This is a genomic window from Corynebacterium sp. MSK195, assembly GCF_030228885.1.
In the GTDB taxonomy this organism is placed as follows: Bacteria; Actinomycetota; Actinomycetes; order Mycobacteriales; family Mycobacteriaceae; genus Corynebacterium.
On sequence record NZ_JASPGT010000004.1, the window covers coordinates 143661 to 164823 of the forward strand.

Annotated in this window: 19 protein-coding genes; 4 read left to right on the plus strand and 15 right to left on the minus strand. The window is 57.9% G+C overall.

The window, feature by feature from the left end; all coding sequences use genetic code 11:
• Window positions 1-1052: 1052 nt before the first annotated feature.
• The gene (locus QP909_RS05855) at window positions 1053-1517 is read right to left on the minus strand and encodes an Rv1476 family membrane protein (protein ID WP_284766496.1); all 465 of its coding nucleotides are present in this window, start codon (window positions 1515-1517) and stop codon (window positions 1053-1055) included.
• A 328-nt stretch (window positions 1518-1845) separates the two neighbouring features.
• On the opposite strand from QP909_RS05855, the gene acnA reads away from it, so the two are divergent.
• On the plus strand, window positions 1846-4659 hold the full coding sequence (gene acnA, locus QP909_RS05860) for an aconitate hydratase AcnA (RefSeq protein ID WP_239277736.1): 2814 nt from the start codon (window positions 1846-1848) through the stop codon (window positions 4657-4659).
• A 192-nt stretch (window positions 4660-4851) separates the two neighbouring features.
• Window positions 4852-5427 carry a TetR/AcrR family transcriptional regulator gene (locus QP909_RS05865; RefSeq protein WP_284766497.1) on the plus strand — a complete coding sequence of 192 codons (576 nt, stop codon included), beginning with the start codon at window positions 4852-4854 and terminating at the stop codon, window positions 5425-5427.
• A gap of 75 nt (window positions 5428-5502) precedes the next feature.
• Here the strand turns inward: QP909_RS05865 and QP909_RS05870 are convergent, their stop codons facing one another.
• The 5 genes from QP909_RS05870 to QP909_RS05890 all read right to left on the minus strand — a co-directional run bounded on the left by QP909_RS05870 (window position 5503) and on the right by QP909_RS05890 (window position 9882).
• Window positions 5503-6639 carry an ATP-binding cassette domain-containing protein gene (locus QP909_RS05870; RefSeq protein ID WP_284766498.1) on the minus strand — a complete coding sequence of 379 codons (1137 nt, stop codon included), beginning with the start codon at window positions 6637-6639 and terminating at the stop codon, window positions 5503-5505.
• Window positions 6630-7322 (minus strand): energy-coupling factor transporter transmembrane component T family protein, encoded by a 693-nt coding sequence (locus tag QP909_RS05875; protein ID WP_284766499.1) that lies wholly within the window; start codon window positions 7320-7322, stop codon window positions 6630-6632. Before QP909_RS05875 ends, QP909_RS05870 begins: the two co-directional genes overlap by 10 nt.
• On the minus strand, window positions 7322-8068 hold the full coding sequence (locus tag QP909_RS05880; RefSeq protein ID WP_284766500.1) for an ECF transporter S component: 747 nt from the start codon (window positions 8066-8068) through the stop codon (window positions 7322-7324). Before QP909_RS05880 ends, QP909_RS05875 begins: the two co-directional genes overlap by 1 nt.
• 146 nt (window positions 8069-8214) lie before the next feature.
• Window positions 8215-9186: a nucleoside hydrolase gene (locus tag QP909_RS05885; RefSeq protein WP_284766501.1), complete on the minus strand. Its 972-nt coding sequence runs from the start codon at window positions 9184-9186 to the stop codon at window positions 8215-8217.
• A 21-nt stretch (window positions 9187-9207) separates the two neighbouring features.
• Window positions 9208-9882, minus strand: coding sequence for an NAD(P)H-binding protein (locus QP909_RS05890; RefSeq protein WP_284766502.1), 675 nt, complete (start codon window positions 9880-9882; stop codon window positions 9208-9210).
• A 104-nt stretch (window positions 9883-9986) separates the two neighbouring features.
• On the opposite strand from QP909_RS05890, the gene QP909_RS05895 reads away from it, so the two are divergent.
• On the plus strand, window positions 9987-10256 hold the full coding sequence (locus QP909_RS05895; RefSeq protein WP_179386521.1) for an ACT domain-containing protein: 270 nt from the start codon (window positions 9987-9989) through the stop codon (window positions 10254-10256).
• A gap of 1 nt (window position 10257) precedes the next feature.
• On the plus strand, window positions 10258-11622 hold the full coding sequence (locus QP909_RS05900) for a PFL family protein (RefSeq protein WP_284766504.1): 1365 nt from the start codon (window positions 10258-10260) through the stop codon (window positions 11620-11622).
• A 24-nt stretch (window positions 11623-11646) separates the two neighbouring features.
• On the opposite strand, the gene QP909_RS05905 is transcribed toward QP909_RS05900, so the two are convergent.
• From QP909_RS05905 to QP909_RS05945, 9 genes are all read right to left on the minus strand, one after another.
• A complete protein-coding gene (locus QP909_RS05905) occupies window positions 11647-12969 on the minus strand; it encodes a DUF2254 domain-containing protein (RefSeq protein ID WP_284766505.1) in 1323 nt (440 codons plus the stop codon).
• A gap of 6 nt (window positions 12970-12975) precedes the next feature.
• Window positions 12976-14607, minus strand: a complete 1632-nt coding sequence (locus QP909_RS05910) for an ABC-F family ATP-binding cassette domain-containing protein (protein ID WP_005328391.1) — start codon at window positions 14605-14607, stop codon at window positions 12976-12978.
• 114 nt (window positions 14608-14721) lie between these two features.
• A complete protein-coding gene (locus QP909_RS05915; RefSeq protein ID WP_239235298.1) occupies window positions 14722-15129 on the minus strand; it encodes a metal-sulfur cluster assembly factor in 408 nt (135 codons plus the stop codon).
• Window positions 15130-15582, minus strand: a complete 453-nt coding sequence (gene sufU / locus QP909_RS05920) for a Fe-S cluster assembly sulfur transfer protein SufU (protein ID WP_005324831.1) — start codon at window positions 15580-15582, stop codon at window positions 15130-15132.
• A complete protein-coding gene (locus QP909_RS05925; protein ID WP_284766506.1) occupies window positions 15579-16826 on the minus strand; it encodes a cysteine desulfurase in 1248 nt (415 codons plus the stop codon). Before QP909_RS05925 ends, sufU begins: the two co-directional genes overlap by 4 nt.
• Before the next feature lie 45 nt (window positions 16827-16871).
• The gene (sufC, locus tag QP909_RS05930) at window positions 16872-17630 is read right to left on the minus strand and encodes a Fe-S cluster assembly ATPase SufC (RefSeq protein WP_284766507.1); all 759 of its coding nucleotides are present in this window, start codon (window positions 17628-17630) and stop codon (window positions 16872-16874) included.
• Window positions 17631-17660: 30 nt separating this feature from the next.
• Window positions 17661-18815 (minus strand): Fe-S cluster assembly protein SufD, encoded by a 1155-nt coding sequence (gene sufD / locus QP909_RS05935; RefSeq protein WP_005328395.1) that lies wholly within the window; start codon window positions 18813-18815, stop codon window positions 17661-17663.
• Between the two features lie 5 nt (window positions 18816-18820).
• Window positions 18821-20260 carry a Fe-S cluster assembly protein SufB gene (gene sufB / locus QP909_RS05940; RefSeq protein WP_005324837.1) on the minus strand — a complete coding sequence of 480 codons (1440 nt, stop codon included), beginning with the start codon at window positions 20258-20260 and terminating at the stop codon, window positions 18821-18823.
• Complete coding sequence (locus QP909_RS05945) at window positions 20257-20994, minus strand: helix-turn-helix transcriptional regulator (protein ID WP_284766508.1); 738 nt, start codon at window positions 20992-20994, stop codon at window positions 20257-20259. The genes sufB and QP909_RS05945 overlap by 4 nt, the downstream gene beginning before the upstream one ends.
• Between the last annotated feature and the right edge of the window lie 169 nt (window positions 20995-21163).

Below are 21163 nucleotides of genomic sequence, written 5' to 3' on the forward strand. Positions count from 1 at the left end.
GCCTTTTAGTACTACCGAGCCGTCGAGGGCAAGCAGCCACAAACCATGAACAGGCCGCACGAGGCTGACCCTTGTGGAGTGATTCGGCGTTCCCAAACCCTATCCCTATGGACCTCTTCGTGCGCACCTTCTGTGCCAACAGGCTTTCAGCCTTAGCCATATAAAGGTTCGCACCAAAATTTCCACACGGTGGAGTTCTAATGAACGCGTCTCACCTCATAAACGGAAGGTGGGTTGATGTGTAATTTTTTCGAACATTGCAATCGCTCAAGTTCTTTGCCTGCGTCCCCAATCACTTTCGATTGGTCCCAGTTCATTGACTTCCAAGAACGGCCACTCGACGTTCTAACCTTCGCTCGAGGCGTGCTTCCCCACATACCCGTGCGAGTTCTCTCGTGACAGTCAAGGCTAAGCCCATGAACCCAGGAAGCAAGAAATGTCTCCTGAGTCGACAACCGAACCTTACGTCACGACACGCCCGTTTCGCACAATTTTCCCGCAATTCACGTGAGTCAAGTTAATTCACATGACTCAACATATGCACCTAACCTGCAATGATTTTGTTACCATCCCGTTATTGTGACTTTAATCACTAGCCAACCAGAATTCCATACGCTCTACCGGCCCCCAGCTCGACCACAACTAGGACAACAGAGCCACTCCCCCACCGGATGTCAACCCCTAAGAATTTACTTTGACCACTCCCCCGCCCTATTCACGGTCCCCAATTAGGTACCAGGTTCAAGCTAAGCCCAGACCGAACTTCTGTCTCCCCGATCAACAACCGGCCTTCTCGACATACCGTGAGTGAACGAAACTGCGCCATTCACATTCACCCGGAGTTCTTCGGCACCCACCCTCGGGCCAGTTGCTCGAATTTTTCGTACATCGAAGGCCCGCAAAAATTTCACCCTGAAACGCGATACTTTTTCGAACAAACTTAATTTTAAAGGAGTATCTGTCGAGTTTTGGAAAGTGAAGTTCCGCAGTGCTCGCGCTACCCTATTTGCCCGACCGACCCAATCGGGAATTACATAGAGTCTTTTCAACCTCTAGACCCCGCGCCGGCTGGCCGCCAGAAAAGAGCTGACCAAAACAATTATGGCGATTACGGCAACCGCCCCCACTACTGCGCCCACAGGGAGACTGATTTGGTCTAGCCCCTTGTAATACTCAGACAGAAGGTCTACTTGGTTAACTCCAGGCGCGATCTGCGCCTGCACCGACTCAATGCCGGCGCGGCTATAAGTGTCGCTGACGGAAGAAACATGGCGGGGGGTTTGAACGATGACAGTCTTTAAACCTGTCGCATCCTGGAGCTCTTGGGCAATGTCGCGGACATCAGGTGCCCGATCAGCCATCACATCAACCACGGCCACCCCGTCACCGTCTCGCAAACCTTGAGCTACCTCCGCGTTGAGCTGTGCATCTTGGCTGAGCGCTGGGGACGTATAGGCCACGCCGTCCTCTTTCAGCTGGCTTGCCAAATCAGCTACATCTACGCCCGCAGGAACCATGCGTATCTCTTCCTTATATATAGGGCTCCTAAACTTCTTCTCCCCAAAGATACGGACAGATCGCAGCAACCCATTTCCTCAACTCGCCGATTTTCCTGAAAAGGTGAAAACAGAACGCTTGTACTGTTACAATGGCAGCGACCGAAGGTTTTAGCCTCTACAATATCTAGGTGAACCATCGCGTTCTTTGTCGCCTTCAACACAGCGGGCCCCATGGTCGCGTCGAGTCACACTCGTGACCGTTGACGCTGAGCACTGCCCCGCTGTGACGACAGGCGGCGAGTACCAAACAGAACACACTGTTTATTAACAAGGAATGGAGCTCCCTGTGACTGAAAGCTTGAACTCCTTCGAGGCCAAGAAGACCCTTGACGTCAACGGCAAGTCTTATGACTACTTTGACATCAACACCGTCTCCGGCTTGGAGAAGTTGCCTTACTCCCTCAAGGTGCTGGCAGAAAACCTGCTGCGTAACGAGGACGGCAAGAACGTAACCAAGGATCACATTAACGCCTTGGCAAACTGGGATCCGGAAGCAGAACCGGACACCGAAATCCAGTTCACCCCGGCACGCGTCCTCATGCAGGACTTTACCGGTGTTCCTTGCGTTGTTGACCTCGCCACCATGCGTGAGGCCGTCTCCGCACTGGGTGGCACCCCGGATCAGGTTAACCCTCTCAACCCGGCCGAAATGGTCATTGACCACTCCGTCATCGTTGAGGCTTTCGGCTCTACCGATGCGCTGGAAAAGAACGTTGAAATCGAGTACCAGCGCAACGAAGAGCGCTACCAGTTCCTTCGCTGGGGTGCTGAGAACTTCTCCAACTTCCGCGTAGTTCCTCCGGGAACCGGCATTGTCCACCAGGTAAATATCGAGTACCTGTCTCGCGTTGTATTCGACAACGAGGGCCTTGCTTACCCGGATACCTGTATCGGTACCGACTCCCACACCACCATGGAAAACGGCCTGGGCATTCTGGGCTGGGGCGTCGGCGGCATCGAAGCAGAGGCTGCCATGCTCGGCCAGCCGGTGTCCATGCTTATCCCGAAGGTTGTCGGCTTCAAGCTGACCGGTGAGATTCCTACCGGCGTTACTGCAACCGACGTCGTTCTTACCATCACCGAGATGCTGCGCGAGCACGGCGTTGTTCAGAAGTTCGTTGAGTTCTATGGCAACGGTGTTAAGTCTGTCCCGCTGGCAAACCGCGCCACCATCGGCAACATGTCCCCTGAGTTCGGTTCCACCGCTGCGATCTTCCCGATTGACGAGGAGACCACCAAGTACCTCGAGCTCACCGGCCGCCCGCAGGAGCAGATCGACCGCGTCGAGGCCTACGCCAAGGCGCAGGGAATGTGGCTGGAGGAGGACGCTCCAGAGGCGAAGTACTCCGAGTACCTCGAGCTGGACCTGTCCACCGTTGTTCCTTCCATTGCCGGCCCGAAGCGCCCGCAGGACCGCATCCTGCTGACCGAGGCCAAGGAGCAGTTCCGCAAGGATCTGGCTAACTACACCACCGACGAGGTTTGCGTTGACGAATCCTCTGTCGAGGCAAAGCGCATGTCCGCAGAAGGCGGCGCCCCAGCTATGGAGGACGTCACCGGCGGCTTGAACAAGGCTCGTGAGGGTCACGGCGAGTCCTCGGCTACTGGCGCGAAGGGCCGCCACTCCAACCCAATTACCGTGGAGTCCCAAAACGGTGGCGAGTTCACCTTGGACCACGGCATGGTTGCCATTGCCTCCATCACCTCCTGCACCAACACCTCTAACCCATCCGTCATGGTGGGCGCAGGCCTTATCGCCCGTAAGGCAGCAGAAAAGGGTCTGCAGTCCAAGCCATGGGTTAAGACCATCTGTGCTCCTGGCTCCCAGGTTGTTGATGGCTACTTCCAGCGTGCAGACCTGTGGAAGGACCTCGAAGCCATGGGCTTCTACCTCTCCGGCTTCGGCTGCACCACCTGCATTGGTAACTCCGGCCCACTGCCGGACGAGGTTTCTGCAGCCATCAACGAGAATGACCTCGCTGCCACCGCGGTACTTTCCGGTAACCGCAACTTCGAGGGCCGTATCTCCCCGGATGTCAAGATGAACTACTTGGCTTCTCCAATCATGGTCATCGCCTACGCCATTGCCGGCACCATGGACTTTGACTTTGACGCTCAGCCGCTGGGACAGGACAAGGAAGGCAACGATGTCTTCTTGAAGGACATTTGGCCATCCCCGCAGGAGATTGAGGACACCATCCAGTCCGCTATCTCCCGCGAGATGTACGAGGCTGACTACGCCGATGTCTTCAAGGGCGACGATGCTTGGCGCGCCCTGGACGTGCCGGAGGGCGAGACCTTCAAGTGGGATGAGGATTCCACCTACATCCGCAAGGCTCCTTACTTCGATGGCATGCCAACCGAGCCGAACCCGGTTGAAGACATCAAGGGCGCACGCGTGCTGGCAAAGCTGGGCGATTCCGTCACCACTGACCACATCTCCCCTGCTTCCGCTATTAAGCCGGGCACCCCGGCTGCGCAGTACCTCGATGAAAACGGCGTTGCCCGCCAGGACTACAATTCCCTGGGCTCCCGTCGCGGTAACCACGAGGTCATGATGCGCGGCACCTTCGCGAATATTCGCCTAGCTAACCAGCTGGTAGATGTCACCGGTGGCTACACCCGTGACTTCACCCAGGAAGGCGGCCCGCAGGCCTTCATCTTCGATGCTTGCCAGAACTATAAGGAAGCCGGCATCCCGCTCGTTGTCATTGCTGGCAAGGAGTACGGCACTGGTTCTTCCCGTGACTGGGCCGCTAAGGGCACCAATCTGCTTGGTGTGAAGGCTGTTATCACTGAGTCCTTCGAGCGTATCCACCGTTCCAACCTGATTGGCATGGGCGTTATCCCACTGCAGTTCCCGCAGGGCGAGTCCCACGAGTCCTTGGGCTTGGATGGTACGGAAACCTTCGACATCGAGGGTATCTCCGCCTTCAACGATGGCTCCATCCCGAAGACCGTCCACGTCACCGCTACCAAGGAGTCCGGCGAGGCCGTCGAATTTGATGCTGACGTTCGCATCGACACCCCGGGTGAGGCTGACTACTTCCGCCACGGCGGCATCTTGCAGTACGTCCTGCGTCAGATGGTCAAGAACTAAGCGTCTTCGCGCAGTCCTTTAGCCCACCCGAGGGGAGCTAAAGGACTAAGTTCTGTCGACAACGCGGGGTTGCACCGCCCTCCCCAGGAAGGGCAATGCGGCCCCGCGTTTCGTCACGTCGATTTTATTTCTTATTTAAAATTACTGGTTAAAGATTCTTTAGACATCCCCCATTAAGGAGAGTTCCCTACTATGCCCATCGTGAGCGAATCTGAACTTAGCCGCCGCCGGCACGACATTCTCGTAGGTGCCCGCCGCTGCTTTGCAGAGCACGGGTACGAGGGAGCGACTGTTCGGCTTTTGGAGCAAGCGACGGGTAAGTCACGTGGCGCAATTTTTCACCACTTCGGTGACAAAGAGTCGCTATTCCTTGCCTTGGCGCAAGAAGATGCCGCTCGGCAGGCCGAAGTCGTGGCTCAAAATGGCTTGGTAGAAGTCATGCGGGAAATGCTCCAGCATCCTGAGCGCCACGATTGGCTCGCCACTCGCTTGGAAATCACCTCCCTGCTACGCACTGACCCCTCGTTCGCCGCTCGGTGGAAAGAAAATCAATCGGTTCGTGATGAAGCCGTTCGCGCACGATTGGCATCTAATGCGGATAAGGGTCGCCTACGAGATGATGTAGGAATCGATACCTTAGCCATCTATCTTGAGGTATTCATGGACGGATTCATTAACCGGCTTGCCTTGGGCGATACCGCGGAGCTGGAAAAGGTTCTTGACTTAGTAGAGCAATCCATCCGCGGTGCTCAGGCGAGCCCACAGTAACCCCATACACCTACTTCTGCTCCCGGCTGCTTCTAAACTGATGTTGGAAATAGCCGGGAGCAGTGTTGTATGCGCCTAATGTTGCGGCACCGGCACTGTCTTTTCCGTTACTTGGGCATAGGTTCCTATTTCTGCCACAAACTTAGGATCGTGGCAGGTAACCACGAGGGAACTGCCGGACTGCAGTGCGTAGTGGATGAGTTGGTGCATGAGCCAGCGGTCGGCAGCTGAAAGCAGGGTGTCTGGTTCGTCGAGCAGAACCACCGGTCGCTGCTGCCCGATCACGTGGGCAATCTGCGCAAGCCTCAGACGAGACGATGATAAATCGAGAGGATGATCTGCAGGATTAAGTCCCAACAGGTTGCGCAAGGTGTCATTGGGGACGAACTCCTCCACCGTTGGAAACACCGCCTGATCAAACGGCGATTGCAGGGCAAGAGCGGGTGGATTCGGGACTAATCCGGCGCCATCGAGCCCAGCAGCAGCGCGCAGGAGCGTGGTCTTGCCACTGCCATTATCGCCTCGCAGCCACGTAACCGCAGATTCCGTGATGGGGATTTCTACCGGTCCGACGCTGAAGGACGTGCCGGTGGGCTGAGAAAAGTGCCACCATTTCCTCTTCGCTGCACCCCTGCGTGCCGTTAGCGGACCGATACTCCCTGTCCGGGGGCTAGCAGAAACCCGCGGTAAGTCGAGGGCCGCTACGAGTGGCTCTGTTCCAATGATGTGCCCACCCAATTCTGGCCAGGAGGAACTAGAAACGGAAATCACGCAAGTCTCCGGCATTGCCTGCAAGAGCCGAACCACTTGCGTGCGCGAGTTTGCGTCTAGCCCGGCTGCAGGTTCGCACACAATCATGACCTTTGGCTCGCGAATGGCGACACTGGCAGCAGCAAGCCTGCGTGTTTGGCCACCGGATAGCTGTGTTGGATCATGTTCGCAGTAGTCAGACAGGCCCACAGCGCGAAGCATTCGCTCCCCGCGCCGCTGCATTTCAGGGGCAGGCACGCCGGCATTTTCGAGGCCTAAAACTACTTCTTCGATGCAGGTTTCCCGCAGGAAGCTAATCTGTGCTGAGGCATCCGTGCCGATAATGGCTTCGGTAGATAGCTGCTCGGCTAGGTGCACGGCAACGTCTTCGACGGCTGTGTCAGGTTCGACGAGTACTTGATAAATGGCCCCTGGGGTGGGCTTAATGCGGGCTAGATCCATGTTGCAATCACCACCGCAAAGCTAACTAGCGGAATGACTAGGCGTACGACGCGAGAGACCATGGAATCGGTAACAGGACGCAGGAGGGTGCGTTGACCCTCTTGGTCGAATCCGACGGCGGCTAAAGCCTGGCCACGTTGGGTTCCTTGGGTAAGGAGGCGAGCGATGACGGGAATAATGACGCGCGAGATGGTATTGCGCCAGGTCACGGTGATGCCGGCGAGCTGGTTGGCTTCACGGACGCAACGCCATGCGTGCGCACCTTGGGGCAGGGTTTGCAGGGAGGCTCCGACGATATACGCGACCTTGTGGCCAGCGCGCGAAACTTGCAGCCACTTGGCGATATCAGCAATGCGCAGCACTGCCATGGCCGCGATGAAGCAGGCCATAAGGGCGCAGAACCGCAGGCTGAGGGTGGCGGCGAGCACCAGGCCGTCGCTTGTTACCAGTGGCAGCACTGGGTCATCACCGTAGGGGGCGTGAATGACCAGCATGGAAAGGGCCGCTGGGGCGCTTAGCGCCATAGTTGTCAAAATCACGGAGGCGTTGCGGGTAGCGGCAGTACCGCAGGCTAGGGCGATGAGCACTACGCTTGCCGACGCCACCGGGGTATTCAGCGCCAAAGTAAGGACCCAGCCGCAGGCCGCGATGGTAACGATGGTGGCGGGATGAAGGCCTTGCATTAACGTGGCTGGAGGGATTCTCGGGTGCGCTGCGGCAGTGCCTTGACCGCTGCCCAGACAATGAGGAAGACCAGTGCCTTATCCAGGGGATCCGAAATAAAGGACTGCAGCGTAACCGAGGCGATGAGGGAATTGCCCAGCTCTCGGAAGAGCGAAACAACTGCGCCCGTGCCAAGACCTGCGGTACCGCCATAGACAAAGGCAGCCACTGGTGCGGCGAGCATGCCGGAAATGATGCCGATGATGGCGCCGCTGAGAATGACCCACCAGACCTTGGTAAAAGCGCCCTTCTTGATCACCAGTCCGGAGAGGAACCCCGTGGCGGCAGACACGGCGGCGAAGGGCAGAGCGGCAGGGTTCAACAGTCCCCATACGACGGAGGACAACGTACCAGTAGCCAATCCGGCGATGGGTCCCGCAAGCGCGGCTACCAGGATTGTCCCCACGGAGTCGATATACAGCGGAACGCCGATAGAACCGATGATTTCGCCAACAACAATATTGAGCACTAGAGCTACCGGGATGATGGCGATGGTTCGCGCCGGTAGCGCCGGAACGGTGCCGGTGAGAAGGAGCCCGGCGCCGACGAGATAGCCGGCGAGCGTAATGAGCGCCTCTGTCGAGCCGGCGACAGATTCCCAATCAGTAGGACGCAGAAGAACCAGATAAATCCAGGTCGCGGCGACGATGAGCGCACCCGCGATGACTATCGCCTTGCGGGCAGGGGTGAGAGAAAGCTGTGACACAGTAAAAGTCCAAATCCATATACCGAAAAATGGGCAAGATAAGCGACGACCGCGGGTGGTGCTGCTTTCCTATGTCACCTCGGAAAGCGAGCTCGCACGGCACGTGCGCCGCGGATAATAGTAGAGGTTCTGCGTGTTAAAAGCCACTAATGCGAAGTCAATAGCGTCAATCCCCGCGCGCATTCGTGGTGTGCGGCCTCTATGTCTGCGCTTGTTACCAGACGCGCATTGTGGGCGCGGTCCCAATGGTTGCGCAAATCCGCAACGCTCGTGCCACGCAGCAGTGGCGATTCCGTCTCGACGTCCACGGTGGTTTCTGTCGCTTCATAAGGGATGCGCCCCAGGGCAATCATGCAGGTCAAGAGGTCGTGGATTTGAGCTTGATATCCCTCCCCTTGTGCCTGGTGGAATTCAAAATAAAAACGCAGCACGTCCGGCAGGATTTGTGCCATGGGGTGCTCCCCCAACAATTCCATGACTTCTTCTAGGCGCTGCGGGGTGATGAGAAACTGTTCCGTTACTTCGAGGGAACACAGCGTGGTGAGAACGCGTGGGGCGGTTGAACGAAAATGTTGGGCGGCGGCGTGCGGATCCACCCAAAAGTTCCACTCGGCAGTTGGCGTGGTGTTTCCGCGGTAATTGACCGCGCCGCCCATGATGGTGATGGCGCCGAAGCGCGCGGCAGCTTCGCTATGGGTTGCTTCGAATGCAGCAAGGTTAGTGACCGGCCCGGAAACGATCAGCTGCAGATCGTCGTGGGTGGCTAATGCTTCTTCCCATACCTGCTGCCAATCGCGCTGTTGCAGCCTGGCGGTGGCAGCGGGGGCATGTGCGTAGCCCAGCCCCGTTGGGCCATGGGTCTCAGGGGTGGTGGTGAGATCTACCTTGAGGGGTTGGGGAAGGCCGGGGGCTACGGGGACGTCGGCAAGCGAGCACAGGTCCACAATCCAGCGGGCATTAGCCGCGGTCTGGTGAGCTTCGACGTTGCCTGCCGTGGTGGTAACCCCCACCAGCTCGATCTCACCGGCATAATGCAGACCCGCCAAGTACATAAGGGCGAGGCAATCATCGATGCCGGGATCGCAATCAATAAGTACAGCTGGTGGCGTAGCAGTCATAATGCCAGTCAGTCTAGCGACCTACTTGATGGAGCTCACTGGATTGTCGCCATCAACGAAGGCAAGCGGGGAATCCGGCAGGTTGTCGCGGCCAAGGGCCTCGACGATGACGTCTGCAACGAGCTCGCGGGAAGAAGTCAGAGACTCCTTCAGCATCTTATCCTCAATCTGCTCAATGCCTTTGGCTGGTTCCTCGGTCAGCATCGCTGGCTTGAGGATGAGGTGCGGGTAGCTTGCCTGTACAAGGCGGTTGTCTACTTCCTTCTTAGACTCCACGTAGGCATACCACTTCTCATCGGCAGGATCCGTGGTGGCTACCTGGGAGCCGACATAGGAGATCATCACATAGGCAGGCACATTCTTGCCCTCCTGCTGCAACTTATCCATCGCGTCGAGGGTAGCGAGGGCGCCGTCGCGGTCGACGGCCCAGGTGAGGTCTGCTCCACCGCGGCCGCCATTGCCGGCGCCCCAGACTACAGCGTCATAAGCGGCGAAAAGCTCTGCCCACTGATCCACGGTTTGTTCAGTAATATCCGCCATAACCGGGGTCGCGCCGATCTTTTCAATCTCGGGCTTCTGTTCTGGGTTGCGGATGAGGGAGTGGACCTCGTGGCCGGCGTCAACCAGCTTAGGGGCAGTCAGCAGTCCGACCTTGCCGTGTCCACCGATGTACAGGATCTTCTTCTTATCAGTCATGCCTCCCCACCGTAACAACGACGCGGCCGGCGCGCAGACGCCCTCGCCTATTTGGCACGCACAAACCACCGCGGCGCGTCCGGCAAGCAGATAGAATTGCATGCATGTATGCCATTATGACCGTCACCGGCGCCGATAGCACCGGCATCATCGCCGCGGTGACCACTACCCTTGCAGAACTCGATATCAACGTCATCGACGTCTCCCAGACGCTGATGGGCGGATACTTCACCATGATCCTGCGCGTCGAATTCGATGCGGACAAGGTCTCCATCCAGACCATCAAGGAGCGCATGCGCCCCGTGGCGGAGGAAAAGCACCAGTCCATCCGCATTCAGTCCGAAGACCTCTTCACTGCCATGAACGAGATTTAGAATGAGTACGCGTTTTAATACCACCAATATCTTGGACACTATCGAGATGATTGAGAACTATCGTCTCGATATCCGCACCGTGACCATGGGCATCTCCCTCCTCGGATGCACCCGCTCCACCATGGAGGCTACCTGCCAGGCCATCTATGACCGGGTCACCCAGCAGGCAGGGCGCCTCGTCGAGGTGTGCGAAGGCATCGAGGGCGAGCTCGGTATCCCCATCGTCAATAAGCGCATCTCCGTAACGCCCATCTCGTTGGTGGTGGCCGGCGTAGAGGGAAACCCCGTTGATGCAGCGAAGGCGCTGGATAAGGCAGCCAAGGAGGTTGGCGTCAACTTCGTAGGCGGCTATTCCGCCCTAGTAGAAAAGGGCGCCACGACCGCGGAGCAAAAACTCATCAGCTCCATTCCGGAGGCGCTGGCTACTACGGACGTTGTGTGTTCCTCCGTAAACATCGCCAGCTCCCGCGCCGGCATCAACATGGATGCAGCCAAGAAGATGGGCGAGGTCATCAAGGAAGCGGCCGAGCTAACTAAGGATGATTCCGCCATAGCGTGCGCCAAGCTCGTGGTCTTTGCTAACTCCGTGGGAGATAATCCCTTTATGGCCGGTGCCTTCCACGGCATTGAGGAACCCGATTGTGTGGTCTCCGTGGGCGTTTCTGGCCCGGGTGTGGTCGACCGTGCCTTGGGCTCGCTCGAGGGGGCCAGCTTAGACCAGGTTGCAGAAGAGGTGAAGAAGGCAGCTTTCAAGATCACACGCGCCGGGCAGCTGGTGGGCACCATGGCCTCGGAGCGCCTGGGCGTTCCTTTCGGCATCATCGACCTTTCGCTTGCCCCCACCGCCGAATTGGGCGATTCGGTTGCGCACATCTTGGAGCACATGGGCTTAGACCAGGTGGGCACCCACGGCACTACTGCAGCCTTGGCTCTGCTTAACGACGCCGTTAAGAAGGGCGGCATGATGGCTTGTTCCCGCGTGGGCGGGTTGTCTGGTTCCTTCATCCCGGTTTCCGAGGACAAAGGCATGATCGACGCGGTCAAGTCCGGCTCCATTTCCATGGACAAGCTGGAGGCCATGACCGCTATTTGCTCGGTTGGCTTCGACATGATTGCCCTGCCGGGCGACACCTCTGCCGCGACGATCTCGGGCATGATCGCTGATGAGGCCGCCATTGGCGTGATGAACCATAAAACCACCGCAGTACGCGTCATTCCGGTACCTGGCGCCCAGGTAGGCGACGAGGTCAGCTTCGGCGGGCTTCTTGGCTACGCCCCTGTCATCCCGGTCAATCAAGTGGGCAATGCGCAGTTCATTAACCGCGGCGGCTTCATTCCGGCCCCGGTGCACGGATTCCGCAACTAGCGCCAGCGAGAACCGCGCCGCGGTCTAGTCCGCGGCGTGCTCCTCGCCCGGCTTTTCGGATTCCGCCCACTCAGCTAGGTTGGCCTGGAAGTGCTGGTACGAAGCCTCCAACTGTTTCAACTCCACCTCTCCGCCAACCTGGCGGCGGGCATCGGAGTAGATGGCCCGGGCGGCGTCGGCAAGCACGCGCCGGCGTTCCGCCGTGCGAAGGAGGGCAACGACCTTAGCGAGGTTATCCAGCATGCTGAGGTAAATCTCCGCATTATCGGCCGCATCGCGCCGAATCTGTGCAAACATCGCATCGACGATTTCGGCATAGCTAAAGGTCTGATAATCCAGCCGAAACTCGCCGCCCACATGCACAATGCCCTGAGGAAGCCGCTTATCCCCAATCACCGTAAGAATCTGGGTAAAGCGGTCAATGATGTCAATTACCGTAAATGGGTCATTAACGCCGGTGCTCAAAGCGCGGGCGGCAATCTCAGCAAGGTGACGGGCGGTAAAGCGTGGATCGTGGGCGGAGGCGTTTTCGCGGTGCTGCGTAAGCACGATATGACGTTCTATATCTTCCGGCAAACGCGGCACGCCGTGGGCAATGACCTCTCCTTCCAACACCAGGTCTCCCGGTGCCACGCCGAGGTGCACCGCGCAATTCTCCCGCGCCGCAGCCTGGGCGATGGCGTCATAGTCCACGAATTTGAGATAGCCAGTCTCACTACTGCGGCGCTCTTCCGCGTTCGCGTAGAACTCTGGCCCCGGCGCTTTTACCTTCTCTTCCTCCTCACCGCGGCGGATGAGCCGGCGCATGTGGCTTTCTACATCTTGGGCAACCACGTGCACCACGTGGGACATGCTGATCGATTGCGCAATATGCACGATGAAGTAGATGAGGAAGACAACGCAGGCGATGGCCAGCAGAACCGTGACGGCTACATTCAGGGAAGGAACATATTCTTCTTCCCCACCGCCGCCGGTACGGACCGCCCGCAGGGACAAGAGCGCAAAAATGAAGGTTGCCAGGTAGATCGCCAACGTGGATTGAATCGAGCGATCCTTTAAAAACTCATGCAGCAACCGCGGGCCCATCACCGTGACGACACCGGATAGCGCGGTCAGCGTAATGAAAAAGACGGTGCCGGCCAAGGAGAGTGACGAGGTTGCTACCGCGCTTAAAATCCCTTGCGCGCTATCGGCGCTGCCGTCATAAAAGGGCGTGGCCGACACATCAAAATTGCTACCAACCGCAATGAGCAATTCCGCTCCGATCGCGGCTATAGCCACCGCCACGGCGGGGATGAGCCAAAACTTCTCCCGCCAGGCGGGCATCCTCTCCAGCAGTGTCTTCATAAATCCCTAAGCTAGCTCCACGATCTCCATATAGTCATCGGACCACAGGTCCTCATCACCATCGGGCATGATGATCACGCGTTCCGGATCCAATGCCTTAACGGCACCCGGATCGTGCGTCACCAGCACCACCGCGCCCGTATACGTTTTCAGTGCATCAAGCACCTGCTCGCGCGAAATCGGATCCAGGTTATTGGTGGGCTCGTCTAACAGCAGGACGTTGGCGCGGCTGGAGACCAAGGCGGCCAGTGCAAGGCGCGTCTTCTCGCCGCCGGAGAGCGTACCCGCAGGTTGCTCCAACTTCTCGCCGGAAAACATAAAGGCGCCAAGCAGGCTGCGCAACTCCTGCTGATCCGCATCCGGGCAGGCATCAATGGTGTTTTGCCACACGGACTTATCCGGGTCGATGGTGTCATGCTCCTGCGCGAAGTAGCCGATACGCAGGCCGTGGCCGCTGACGATGCCCCCTTCACCATCGGTGCGTTCCACACCGGCCAGCAATTTCAACAGAGTGGTCTTACCTGCACCGTTATAGCCGAGAACGACCACCCTAGAACCTTTGTCGATAGCGAGGTCTACGCCCACGAAAACCTCCAGCGAGCCATACATCTTGGTCAGGCCCTTGGCATTCATGGGGGTCTTGCCGCACGGCGCCGGCTCGGGGAACTTAATATTGGCCACCTTATCGGCCACGCGGACTTCATCGAGCTCGCTCATCATACGCTCAGCACGGTGGAGCATCTGCTTTGCTGCAGCAGCCTTAGTTGCCTTAGCACCGAGCTTGGCCGCCTGCTTTTGCAATGCAGACGCCTTCTTTTCCGCATTGGCACGCTCTCGGCGGCGCCTCGCTTCATCGGTAGCGCGGGCATCGAGATACTTCTTATAGCCCATGTTGTACACATCGGCCTCGCCGCGGACCGCGTCGAGGAACCACACCTTGTTGCACACGGCTTCTAGCAGTTCGACGTCGTGGGAAATCATAATGAGCCCGCCCTCATGCTTGGACAGGAATTGGCGCAGCCACGTAATAGAGTCCGCATCCAAGTGGTTAGTCGGCTCATCTAGGAGCAGAGTGGTCTGGGATTTGCCGGAGCCTTCAGTAGCTGCAAAGAGGATCTGTGCCAGCTCCACACGGCGGCGCTGGCCGCCCGAGAGAGTCTTGAGCTTCTGATCTAAAACTCGCTGTGGCAGACCCAAATTATCGCAAATCTGCGCACACTCGGAATCAGCCTCATAGCCGCCGAGCGACTCGAACTGCTCCTCTAAGCGGGAATACTTACGAATAGCCTTATCCCGGAACTTATCGTCCGTGGCTGATTCCATGAGTTCTTGTTGCTTCGCCATGCGGCGCTTAAGATCATCCAGACCGCGTGCGGAAAGAACGCGCTCGCGTGCCGTTTGCTCAATATTTCCCTCGCGGGAATCCTGGGGCAAATAACCAATGGGGCCCGAGCGAGTCACAGAACCACCATAAGGCTCCGTCTCCCCTGCCAAAATGCGCATGGTCGTCGTCTTGCCCGCGCCGTTGCGGCCGATGAGGCCGATGCGGTCGCCAGGCTGCACGCGGAGGTGCTGCCCGGGGGCGTCGAGAAGCGTACGCGCTCCCACCCTGACTTCGAAATCATTGGTTACAATCACGAAGAAATAGTCTAGCAATTGACGCGGCCAACGCTAAGACGCACTAACGCCCCCACCAGCCACTTCCCGAATCCGAGAAATGCGCTGTTGGGGGCGTGTGATTAATACGCGATTTTAAACCGCGAAACCGAGGGCCTGAAGCTGCTCGCGGCCCTCCTCAGTAATCATCTGCGGACCCCATGGCGGCATCCAAACCCAGTTGATGCGGACGGCATCTGCCAGCTTATTGGCCTTAACGATGTCTTCCACCTGCTCTGCAATGACATCGGTCAGCGGGCACGCCGGCGAGGTCAGCGTCATATTGATCATGACGATCTCCTTGCCATTGTCCTCTTCAAACCAAAGATCATAGACAAGGCCCAGGTCAACGACGTTAATGCCGAGCTCGGGGTCAATGACATCACGCATGAATTCGGTGACATCAAAGGCCTTAGAAATCTGCTCTTCAGTCTGCTCCGGGCGCTCGCCGCTGCCGGAGAATGAAGAGCTCTCGTTCTGATAAGGATCTACGGGTTCGGTCATCTAGTTCTCCACTTCAGTTAGTGCATCGGCGGATGCAGCCTGGAAGGCCTTCCATCCGAGGAGGGCACACTTGACGCGCGCTGGGTACTGGGACACGCCGGCGAAGGCAACACCGTCACCGATGAGGTCTTCATCGCCCTCTTCTTGTCCACGCGAGGTAATCATCTTTTCGAACTCGGCCAGCTTCTCATTGGCTTCCGCAAGCGGCAGTCCAACGATCTCTTCAGCCATAACCGAGGTAGAAGCTTGCGAAATGGAGCAACCTTCCGCGTCATAGGAGACGTCCTCGACGGTCTTGCCGTCGTCGGAAAGGCGCACGCGCAGGGTCAGCTCATCGCCGCAGGACGGGTTCACGTGGTGGACCTCGGCCTGATATGGCTCCCTCAGGCCGGCGTGTTGGGGGTTCTTATAGTGATCCAGGATGACGTCCTGGTACATGGAATCTAGGTTCATGAGGCAACTCCAAAGAATTCGCGGGCAGCCTTGATTGCATCCACCAGCTTATCTACTTCTTCCTCGGTGTTATAAAGGTAGAAGCTAGCGCGGGCGGTGGACTGTGCGTCGCAGGCACGGTGCAGTGGCCACGCACAGTGGTGGCCAACGCGAATGGACACGCCGTGGTCATCGAGGACCTGGCCCAAGTCGTGCGGATGAACGCCCTCCACAGTGAAGGAGATGGCGCCACCGCGATTTTCGGTGGTCTCTGGACCGATGATGCGCAGACCAGGGATTTCCTTGAGCTGGCGCAATGCGCGCTCGGTGAGCTTCTTTTCGTGCGCGTGAATATTGTCCATGCCCACTTCTTCCAAGAACTTCACCGCTGCGCCAAGGCCAACCACCTGGCTGGTCATCTGCGTGCCCGCCTCAAAACGCGTCGGCGGCTCGGCAAAGGTCGTCTCTTCCATCTTGACGATCTCAATCATGGAGCCACCGGTCAGGAAGGGCGGCAGTTTCTTGAGCAGCTCATCCTTGCCATACAGCACGCCCACGCCGCTGGGGCCACACATCTTATGGCCGGAAAAGGCTGCGAAATCCACGTCCAAGTCGTGGAAATCCACCGCCATATGTGGCACCGACTGGCAGGCGTCAAGGACAACCATGGCATCCACCGCGCGGGCGCGGCGCACCAGTTCATCCACGTCCGCCACGGCACCCGTGACATTGGATTGGTGAGTAAATGCAACTACCTTGACGGAATCATCGAGCTCGAGCGAATCGAGATCGATACGGCCGTCTTCGGTCATGGAATACCACTTCAACGTAGCGCCAGTGCGAGCACACAGCTCCTGCCATGGCACCAAGTTGGCGTGGTGCTCCAATTCAGTGATGACGACGGTATCGCCCTCGCCCACGTAGAGGTCCCCCGCGCGCTCGTCGCTCAGCGCATAGGCAACTTCGTTCAGGGCCTCAGTGGCGTTCTTCGTAAAGGCGATCTCGTCGCGGTCCGCACCCACGAATGCGGCGATAGCTTGCCGCGCCGATTCGTAGGCATCATCGGCCTCTTCTGCCAGTTGATAGGAACCGCGGTGTACAGGGGCGTTCGTGTGCAGCACAAACTCCTCTTCCGCCTTCCATACCGGCAGCGGGCGCTGGGAGGTAGCACCCGAATCCAGGTACACCAGTGGCTTATCGCCACGCACCGTGCGCTGGAGAATCGGGAACTGTTCCCTAATTGCGTTTACATCAAATCCAGACATGAATCTTCTTTGGATAGTCGCGGTTGACCGGCCGAGGGTCGGTCCTTACTTGAGGAACTGGTCGTAGCCGTCAGACTCGAGCTGGTCTGCCAATTCAGCGCCACCGGTCTTGATGACGTGGCCGTCAGCGAAGACGTGGACGAAGTCCGGCTTCACATAGTTCAGGATGCGCTTGTAGTGGGTAATCATCAAGATGCCACCATTGGTTTCCTTCTGGTAGCTATTGATGCCGTCAGACACGATGCGCAGGGCGTCAACGTCCAAGCCAGAGTCAGTCTCATCCATGACCGCGAACTTCGGCTTCAGAATATCCAGCTGCATAACCTCGTGGCGCTTCTTTTCGCCGCCGGAGAAGCCTTCGTTGACGGAACGGGAGATGAAGGACTTATCAATCTTCAAGTTCTCGCGAGCCTGGGTAAGCTCCTTGTTCCATTCGCGCAGCTTCGGTGCCTCGCCGCGAATGGAGGTGACTGCGGAACGCATGAACTGGGAGACCTTGACACCTGGTACCTCAGTTGGGTACTGCATCGCCAAGAAAAGGCCGGCGCGAGCGCGCTCGTCGACGGGCATCTCCAGCAGATTTTCGCCGTCGAGAAGCACCTCGCCCTCGGTGACCTCATACTTTGGGTGACCGGCGATGGTGTAGGACAAGGTGGACTTGCCGGAACCGTTCGGACCCATGATGGCATGGATCTCGCCGGAGTTGATGGTCAGGTTAACGCCCTTGAGGATTTCCTTCGGCTCGCCGCCTTCTTCCGTCGGCAGCACCTGGGCGTGGAGGTTCTTAATTTCCAGAGTAGACATAATGTGTGTGGTTTTCCTTCTATGAAAGCTTTAGGCGGAGATCTTTTCCAGTTCTTCGGAAATACGGTTTTCCAATTCCTCGGACAGGGACTGCACCGGGATGCGGTGGATGACCTCATTGAAGAAGCCACGAATGATGAGGCGGCGGGCTTCAGCCTCTGGAATGCCGCGAGACATCAGGTAAAACAACTCGATGTCATCGAAGCGACCAACGGTGGCCGCGTGGCCTGCACCGGTAATTTCACCGGTCTCAATCTCCAAGTTAGGGATTGCGTCCGCGCGAGCGCCCTCAGTCAGAATCAGGTTGTTGTTGGTCTCGTAGGTATCGGTGCCCTGTGCATTGGAGCGGATAAGCACATCGCCGACCCAGCAGGTACGGGCCTCATTGTCCTTGGTGCCCTGCAGTGCGCCCTTGTAAAGGACGTGGGAGCGGCAATTAGGGACAGAGTGATCCACCAACATGCGGTTTTCAAAGTACTGGCCTTCGTCAGCGAAGTAGACGCCCAGCAGCTCTGCGTCGCCGCCCTGCTCGGTGAAATTCACGCGAGGCACGATACGTACCACCTCGCCGCCAAAGATGGCGGAGTTGTGGCGCAGCACGGAATCGCGGCCGAGCTGTGCCACGTGGTTAGACAGGTGTACGGCATCGTCTTCCCAATCAACGTCGACAACGACGGTCAGGTGAGCACCATCGCCCACGATAAACTCGACGTTATCCGCGTGGGTGCCAGAGCCGACGTACTTCAAGATGACGGTAGCTTCCGCGTGGTGGCCTACCTCGATGGAGGTGGCGCCAAAGGAAGTTACGCCCTCGCCCTTGCCGGTGTAGGTAATGACCACGGGCTCTTCCACCTGAGCCTCGGCGTCAATGGTGACAACCTGGCCTTCAGGCATAGAAGTCCACGCCTGTGCCGCAACGCGGTCAGACGGGGTACCAACGCGGCCCAAGCGCTCGTCATCGCGAGCGACGGTCTCGGAGCTTACGCCTGGATGTTCGCTCACGGTGACGTCCTGTGCCACTGCCTCAGCGAACTCGCCATTGTGCAGTCCACGGAGCTTGCGCAGGGAGACAAAGCGCCACACCTCATCGCGGCCGTGCGGCACCGGGAAGTCCTCCACGTTGGTGGAGGTAAAGACATCACCCTTGGTGATCTTATCCGGGTTGAATTCGTTCGAAGCGACCATTTTCTTTAGCCGACCGATCCTTCCATTTGCAGTTCGATGAGGCGGTTGAGCTCGAGGGCGTACTCCATCGGCAGCTCCTTAGCAATCGGCTCAACGAAGCCACGCACGATCATCGCCATTGCTTCTTCTTCCGCAATACCGCGGGACATCAGGTAGAACAGCTGCTCCTCAGAAACCTGGGAAACGGTTGCCTCATGGCCCAACGTGACATGGTCATTGCGGATGTCGTTATACGGGTATGTATCCGAACGCGAGATATTGTCCACCAGCAACGCATCGCACTCGACGTTAGAGGTGGAATGGTGCGCATTTTGATTAACCTGCACCAAGCCGCGGTACGCGGCGCGGCCGCCGGCACGGGCAACCGACTTAGACACGATATTGGAAGAGGTATGCGGAGCCATGTGAGTCATCTTGGCACCCGTGTCTTGGAACTGGTTCTCACCAGCAAAGGCAACAGAGAGAACCTCACCCTTGGCGTAAGGACCGGTCATCCATACGGCCGGGTACTTCATGGTGACCTTGGAGCCGATGTTGCCGTCAACCCATTCCATGGTGCCGCCTTCTTCTACCTTGGTGCGCTTGGTCACCAAGTTGTAGACGTTGCTGGACCAGTTCTGAATGGTGGTGTAGCGGCAGCGGCCGCCCTTCTTCACGATGATCTCCACTACTGCGGAGTGCAGGGAATCAGACTTGTAGATAGGAGCGGTGCAGCCCTCGACGTAGTGCACATAAGCGTCCTCGTCGACGATGATGAGGGTGCGCTCGAACTGGCCCATATTTTCCGTGTTGATGCGGAAGTAAGCCTGCAGTGGAATATCTACGTGCACGCCCTTGGGCACGTAGATAAAGGAGCCACCGGACCACACTGCTGAGTTCAGCGCAGAAAACTTGTTGTCGCCGGCTGGAATAACGGTGCCGAAGTATTCCTTGAAGAGCTCAGGATAGTCACGCAGTGCGGTATCAGTATCCACGAAGATGACGCCCTGGCTTTCCAGGTCCTCACGGATCTGGTGGTAGACAACCTCGGACTCGTACTGGGCTGCCACGCCGGCAACGAGGCGCTGCTTCTCGGCCTCTGGAATGCCCAACTTATCGTAGGTGGCCTTGATGTCGTCCGGGAGGTCTTCCCAGGTCTGGGCCTGCTCCTCAGTGGACTTCACGTAGTACTTAATCTGGTCGAAGTCGATGCCAGACAGATCCGCACCCCAGGTGGGAACGGGCTTCTTATCAAAGATGTTGAGGGCTTTCAGGCGCTGGTTAAGCATCCATTCTGGCTCGCCCTTCTTGGCGGAAATATCGCGTACTACATCTTCGTTCAAGCCGCGGCGAGCAGAAGCACCAGCCGCGTCCGAGTCGTGCCAGCCGTACTCATATGCACCAATGGAATCAATGATTTCATCATCGGTCATCTTGTTCTCGGGTGCCGATTGTGCCTGGGTCATGACTCGCTCCTTTCAGTATTTGTATTAACGGGTGTCAAGGGGATGTTCGTGGTACAGATCCCGTGGCCGCCAGCAATGGAGGCCAAAGGCTGTACGTGTTTGCCTAATAGAGCAGAAAAGACTTCTTGTTCCGCCTCACACAGCTCTGGATGCTCGGCCGCCACGTGGGAGACCGGACAATGATGCTGGCAGATTTGCACTCCCTGACCAGCGCGGTCCACCGTGGCGGCGTACCCGCGCTCGTCCAAAACCTCGGCCAGCTTACGGGCCACATCCTCTACAGATTCGCCCTCTTCCACGAGGGGATGCACATCTGCAACGAGTCGCTCGAAGCGGACTTTGGCAAAGCGCTTAACAGCCTCAGACCCGCCGACGTCGCGGAGCGCCGTCAAGGCATCAGAGGCCAAATCATCGTAGGCGTGGCCGAATTGCGCTCGACCACGATCAGTGAGGCGGAAGTGTTTGGCTGGTCGCCCGCGACCAGACCCGCTGCCCGTTGAGCCGCGAGTAACTGGGCGGCGGCGCACAACCTCCGTCAGTTCCTCTTCCACCAAATTGTCTAAGTGCCGGCGAATTCCGGCAGCAGAAAGGCCAAGGCGTTCACCCAAGTGGGAAGCGGTAACGGGCCCGTCCTTCAGCAGCAACAGCATCACCTGCCGGCGGGTATCACCATCCGTAGTGCGGGATTCCTTAGCCGCCTTGTAGGTAGTTTCTACACGCTCAGGTGCACTCATGCCGGGACCTCCCTTCGCGCTTCGGTCACTTACAGTCGCCCTGCAACCGACTCCCGTAGTTCCGAGAGTCGCGCCGCAGTCCAACTGCGCCTCCTTTATTAGACAACACTAGTGTTCCTTAATTCATTCCAGAATGCCACCATTGGCCATTCTTCGGCGTGGCACGGGG

Excerpts from the sequence above, each read along its gene's own strand:
- QP909_RS05855 (WP_284766496.1), bottom strand. The coding sequence starts at position 1,517 with ATGGTTCCTGCGGGCGTAGATGTAGCTGATTTGGCAAGCCAGCTGAAA.
- QP909_RS05900 (WP_284766504.1), top strand. The coding sequence starts at position 10,258 with ATGAGTACGCGTTTTAATACCACCAATATCTTGGACACTATCGAGATG.
- QP909_RS05870 (WP_284766498.1), bottom strand. The coding sequence starts at position 6,639 with ATGGATCTAGCCCGCATTAAGCCCACCCCAGGGGCCATTTATCAAGTA.
- sufC (WP_284766507.1), bottom strand. The coding sequence starts at position 17,630 with ATGTCTACTCTGGAAATTAAGAACCTCCACGCCCAGGTGCTGCCGACG.
- QP909_RS05895 (WP_179386521.1), top strand. The coding sequence starts at position 9,987 with ATGTATGCCATTATGACCGTCACCGGCGCCGATAGCACCGGCATCATC.
- QP909_RS05925 (WP_284766506.1), bottom strand. The coding sequence starts at position 16,826 with ATGTCTGGATTTGATGTAAACGCAATTAGGGAACAGTTCCCGATTCTC.
- QP909_RS05915 (WP_239235298.1), bottom strand. The coding sequence starts at position 15,129 with ATGACCGAACCCGTAGATCCTTATCAGAACGAGAGCTCTTCATTCTCC.
- sufU (WP_005324831.1), bottom strand. The coding sequence starts at position 15,582 with ATGAACCTAGATTCCATGTACCAGGACGTCATCCTGGATCACTATAAG.
- QP909_RS05885 (WP_284766501.1), bottom strand. The coding sequence starts at position 9,186 with ATGACTGCTACGCCACCAGCTGTACTTATTGATTGCGATCCCGGCATC.
- QP909_RS05890 (WP_284766502.1), bottom strand. The coding sequence starts at position 9,882 with ATGACTGATAAGAAGAAGATCCTGTACATCGGTGGACACGGCAAGGTC.
- QP909_RS05875 (WP_284766499.1), bottom strand. The coding sequence starts at position 7,322 with ATGCAAGGCCTTCATCCCGCCACCATCGTTACCATCGCGGCCTGCGGC.
- sufB (WP_005324837.1), bottom strand. The coding sequence starts at position 20,260 with ATGACCCAGGCACAATCGGCACCCGAGAACAAGATGACCGATGATGAA.
- QP909_RS05865 (WP_284766497.1), top strand. The coding sequence starts at position 4,852 with ATGCCCATCGTGAGCGAATCTGAACTTAGCCGCCGCCGGCACGACATT.
- QP909_RS05905 (WP_284766505.1), bottom strand. The coding sequence starts at position 12,969 with ATGAAGACACTGCTGGAGAGGATGCCCGCCTGGCGGGAGAAGTTTTGG.
- sufD (WP_005328395.1), bottom strand. The coding sequence starts at position 18,815 with ATGGTCGCTTCGAACGAATTCAACCCGGATAAGATCACCAAGGGTGAT.
- QP909_RS05945 (WP_284766508.1), bottom strand. The coding sequence starts at position 20,994 with ATGAGTGCACCTGAGCGTGTAGAAACTACCTACAAGGCGGCTAAGGAA.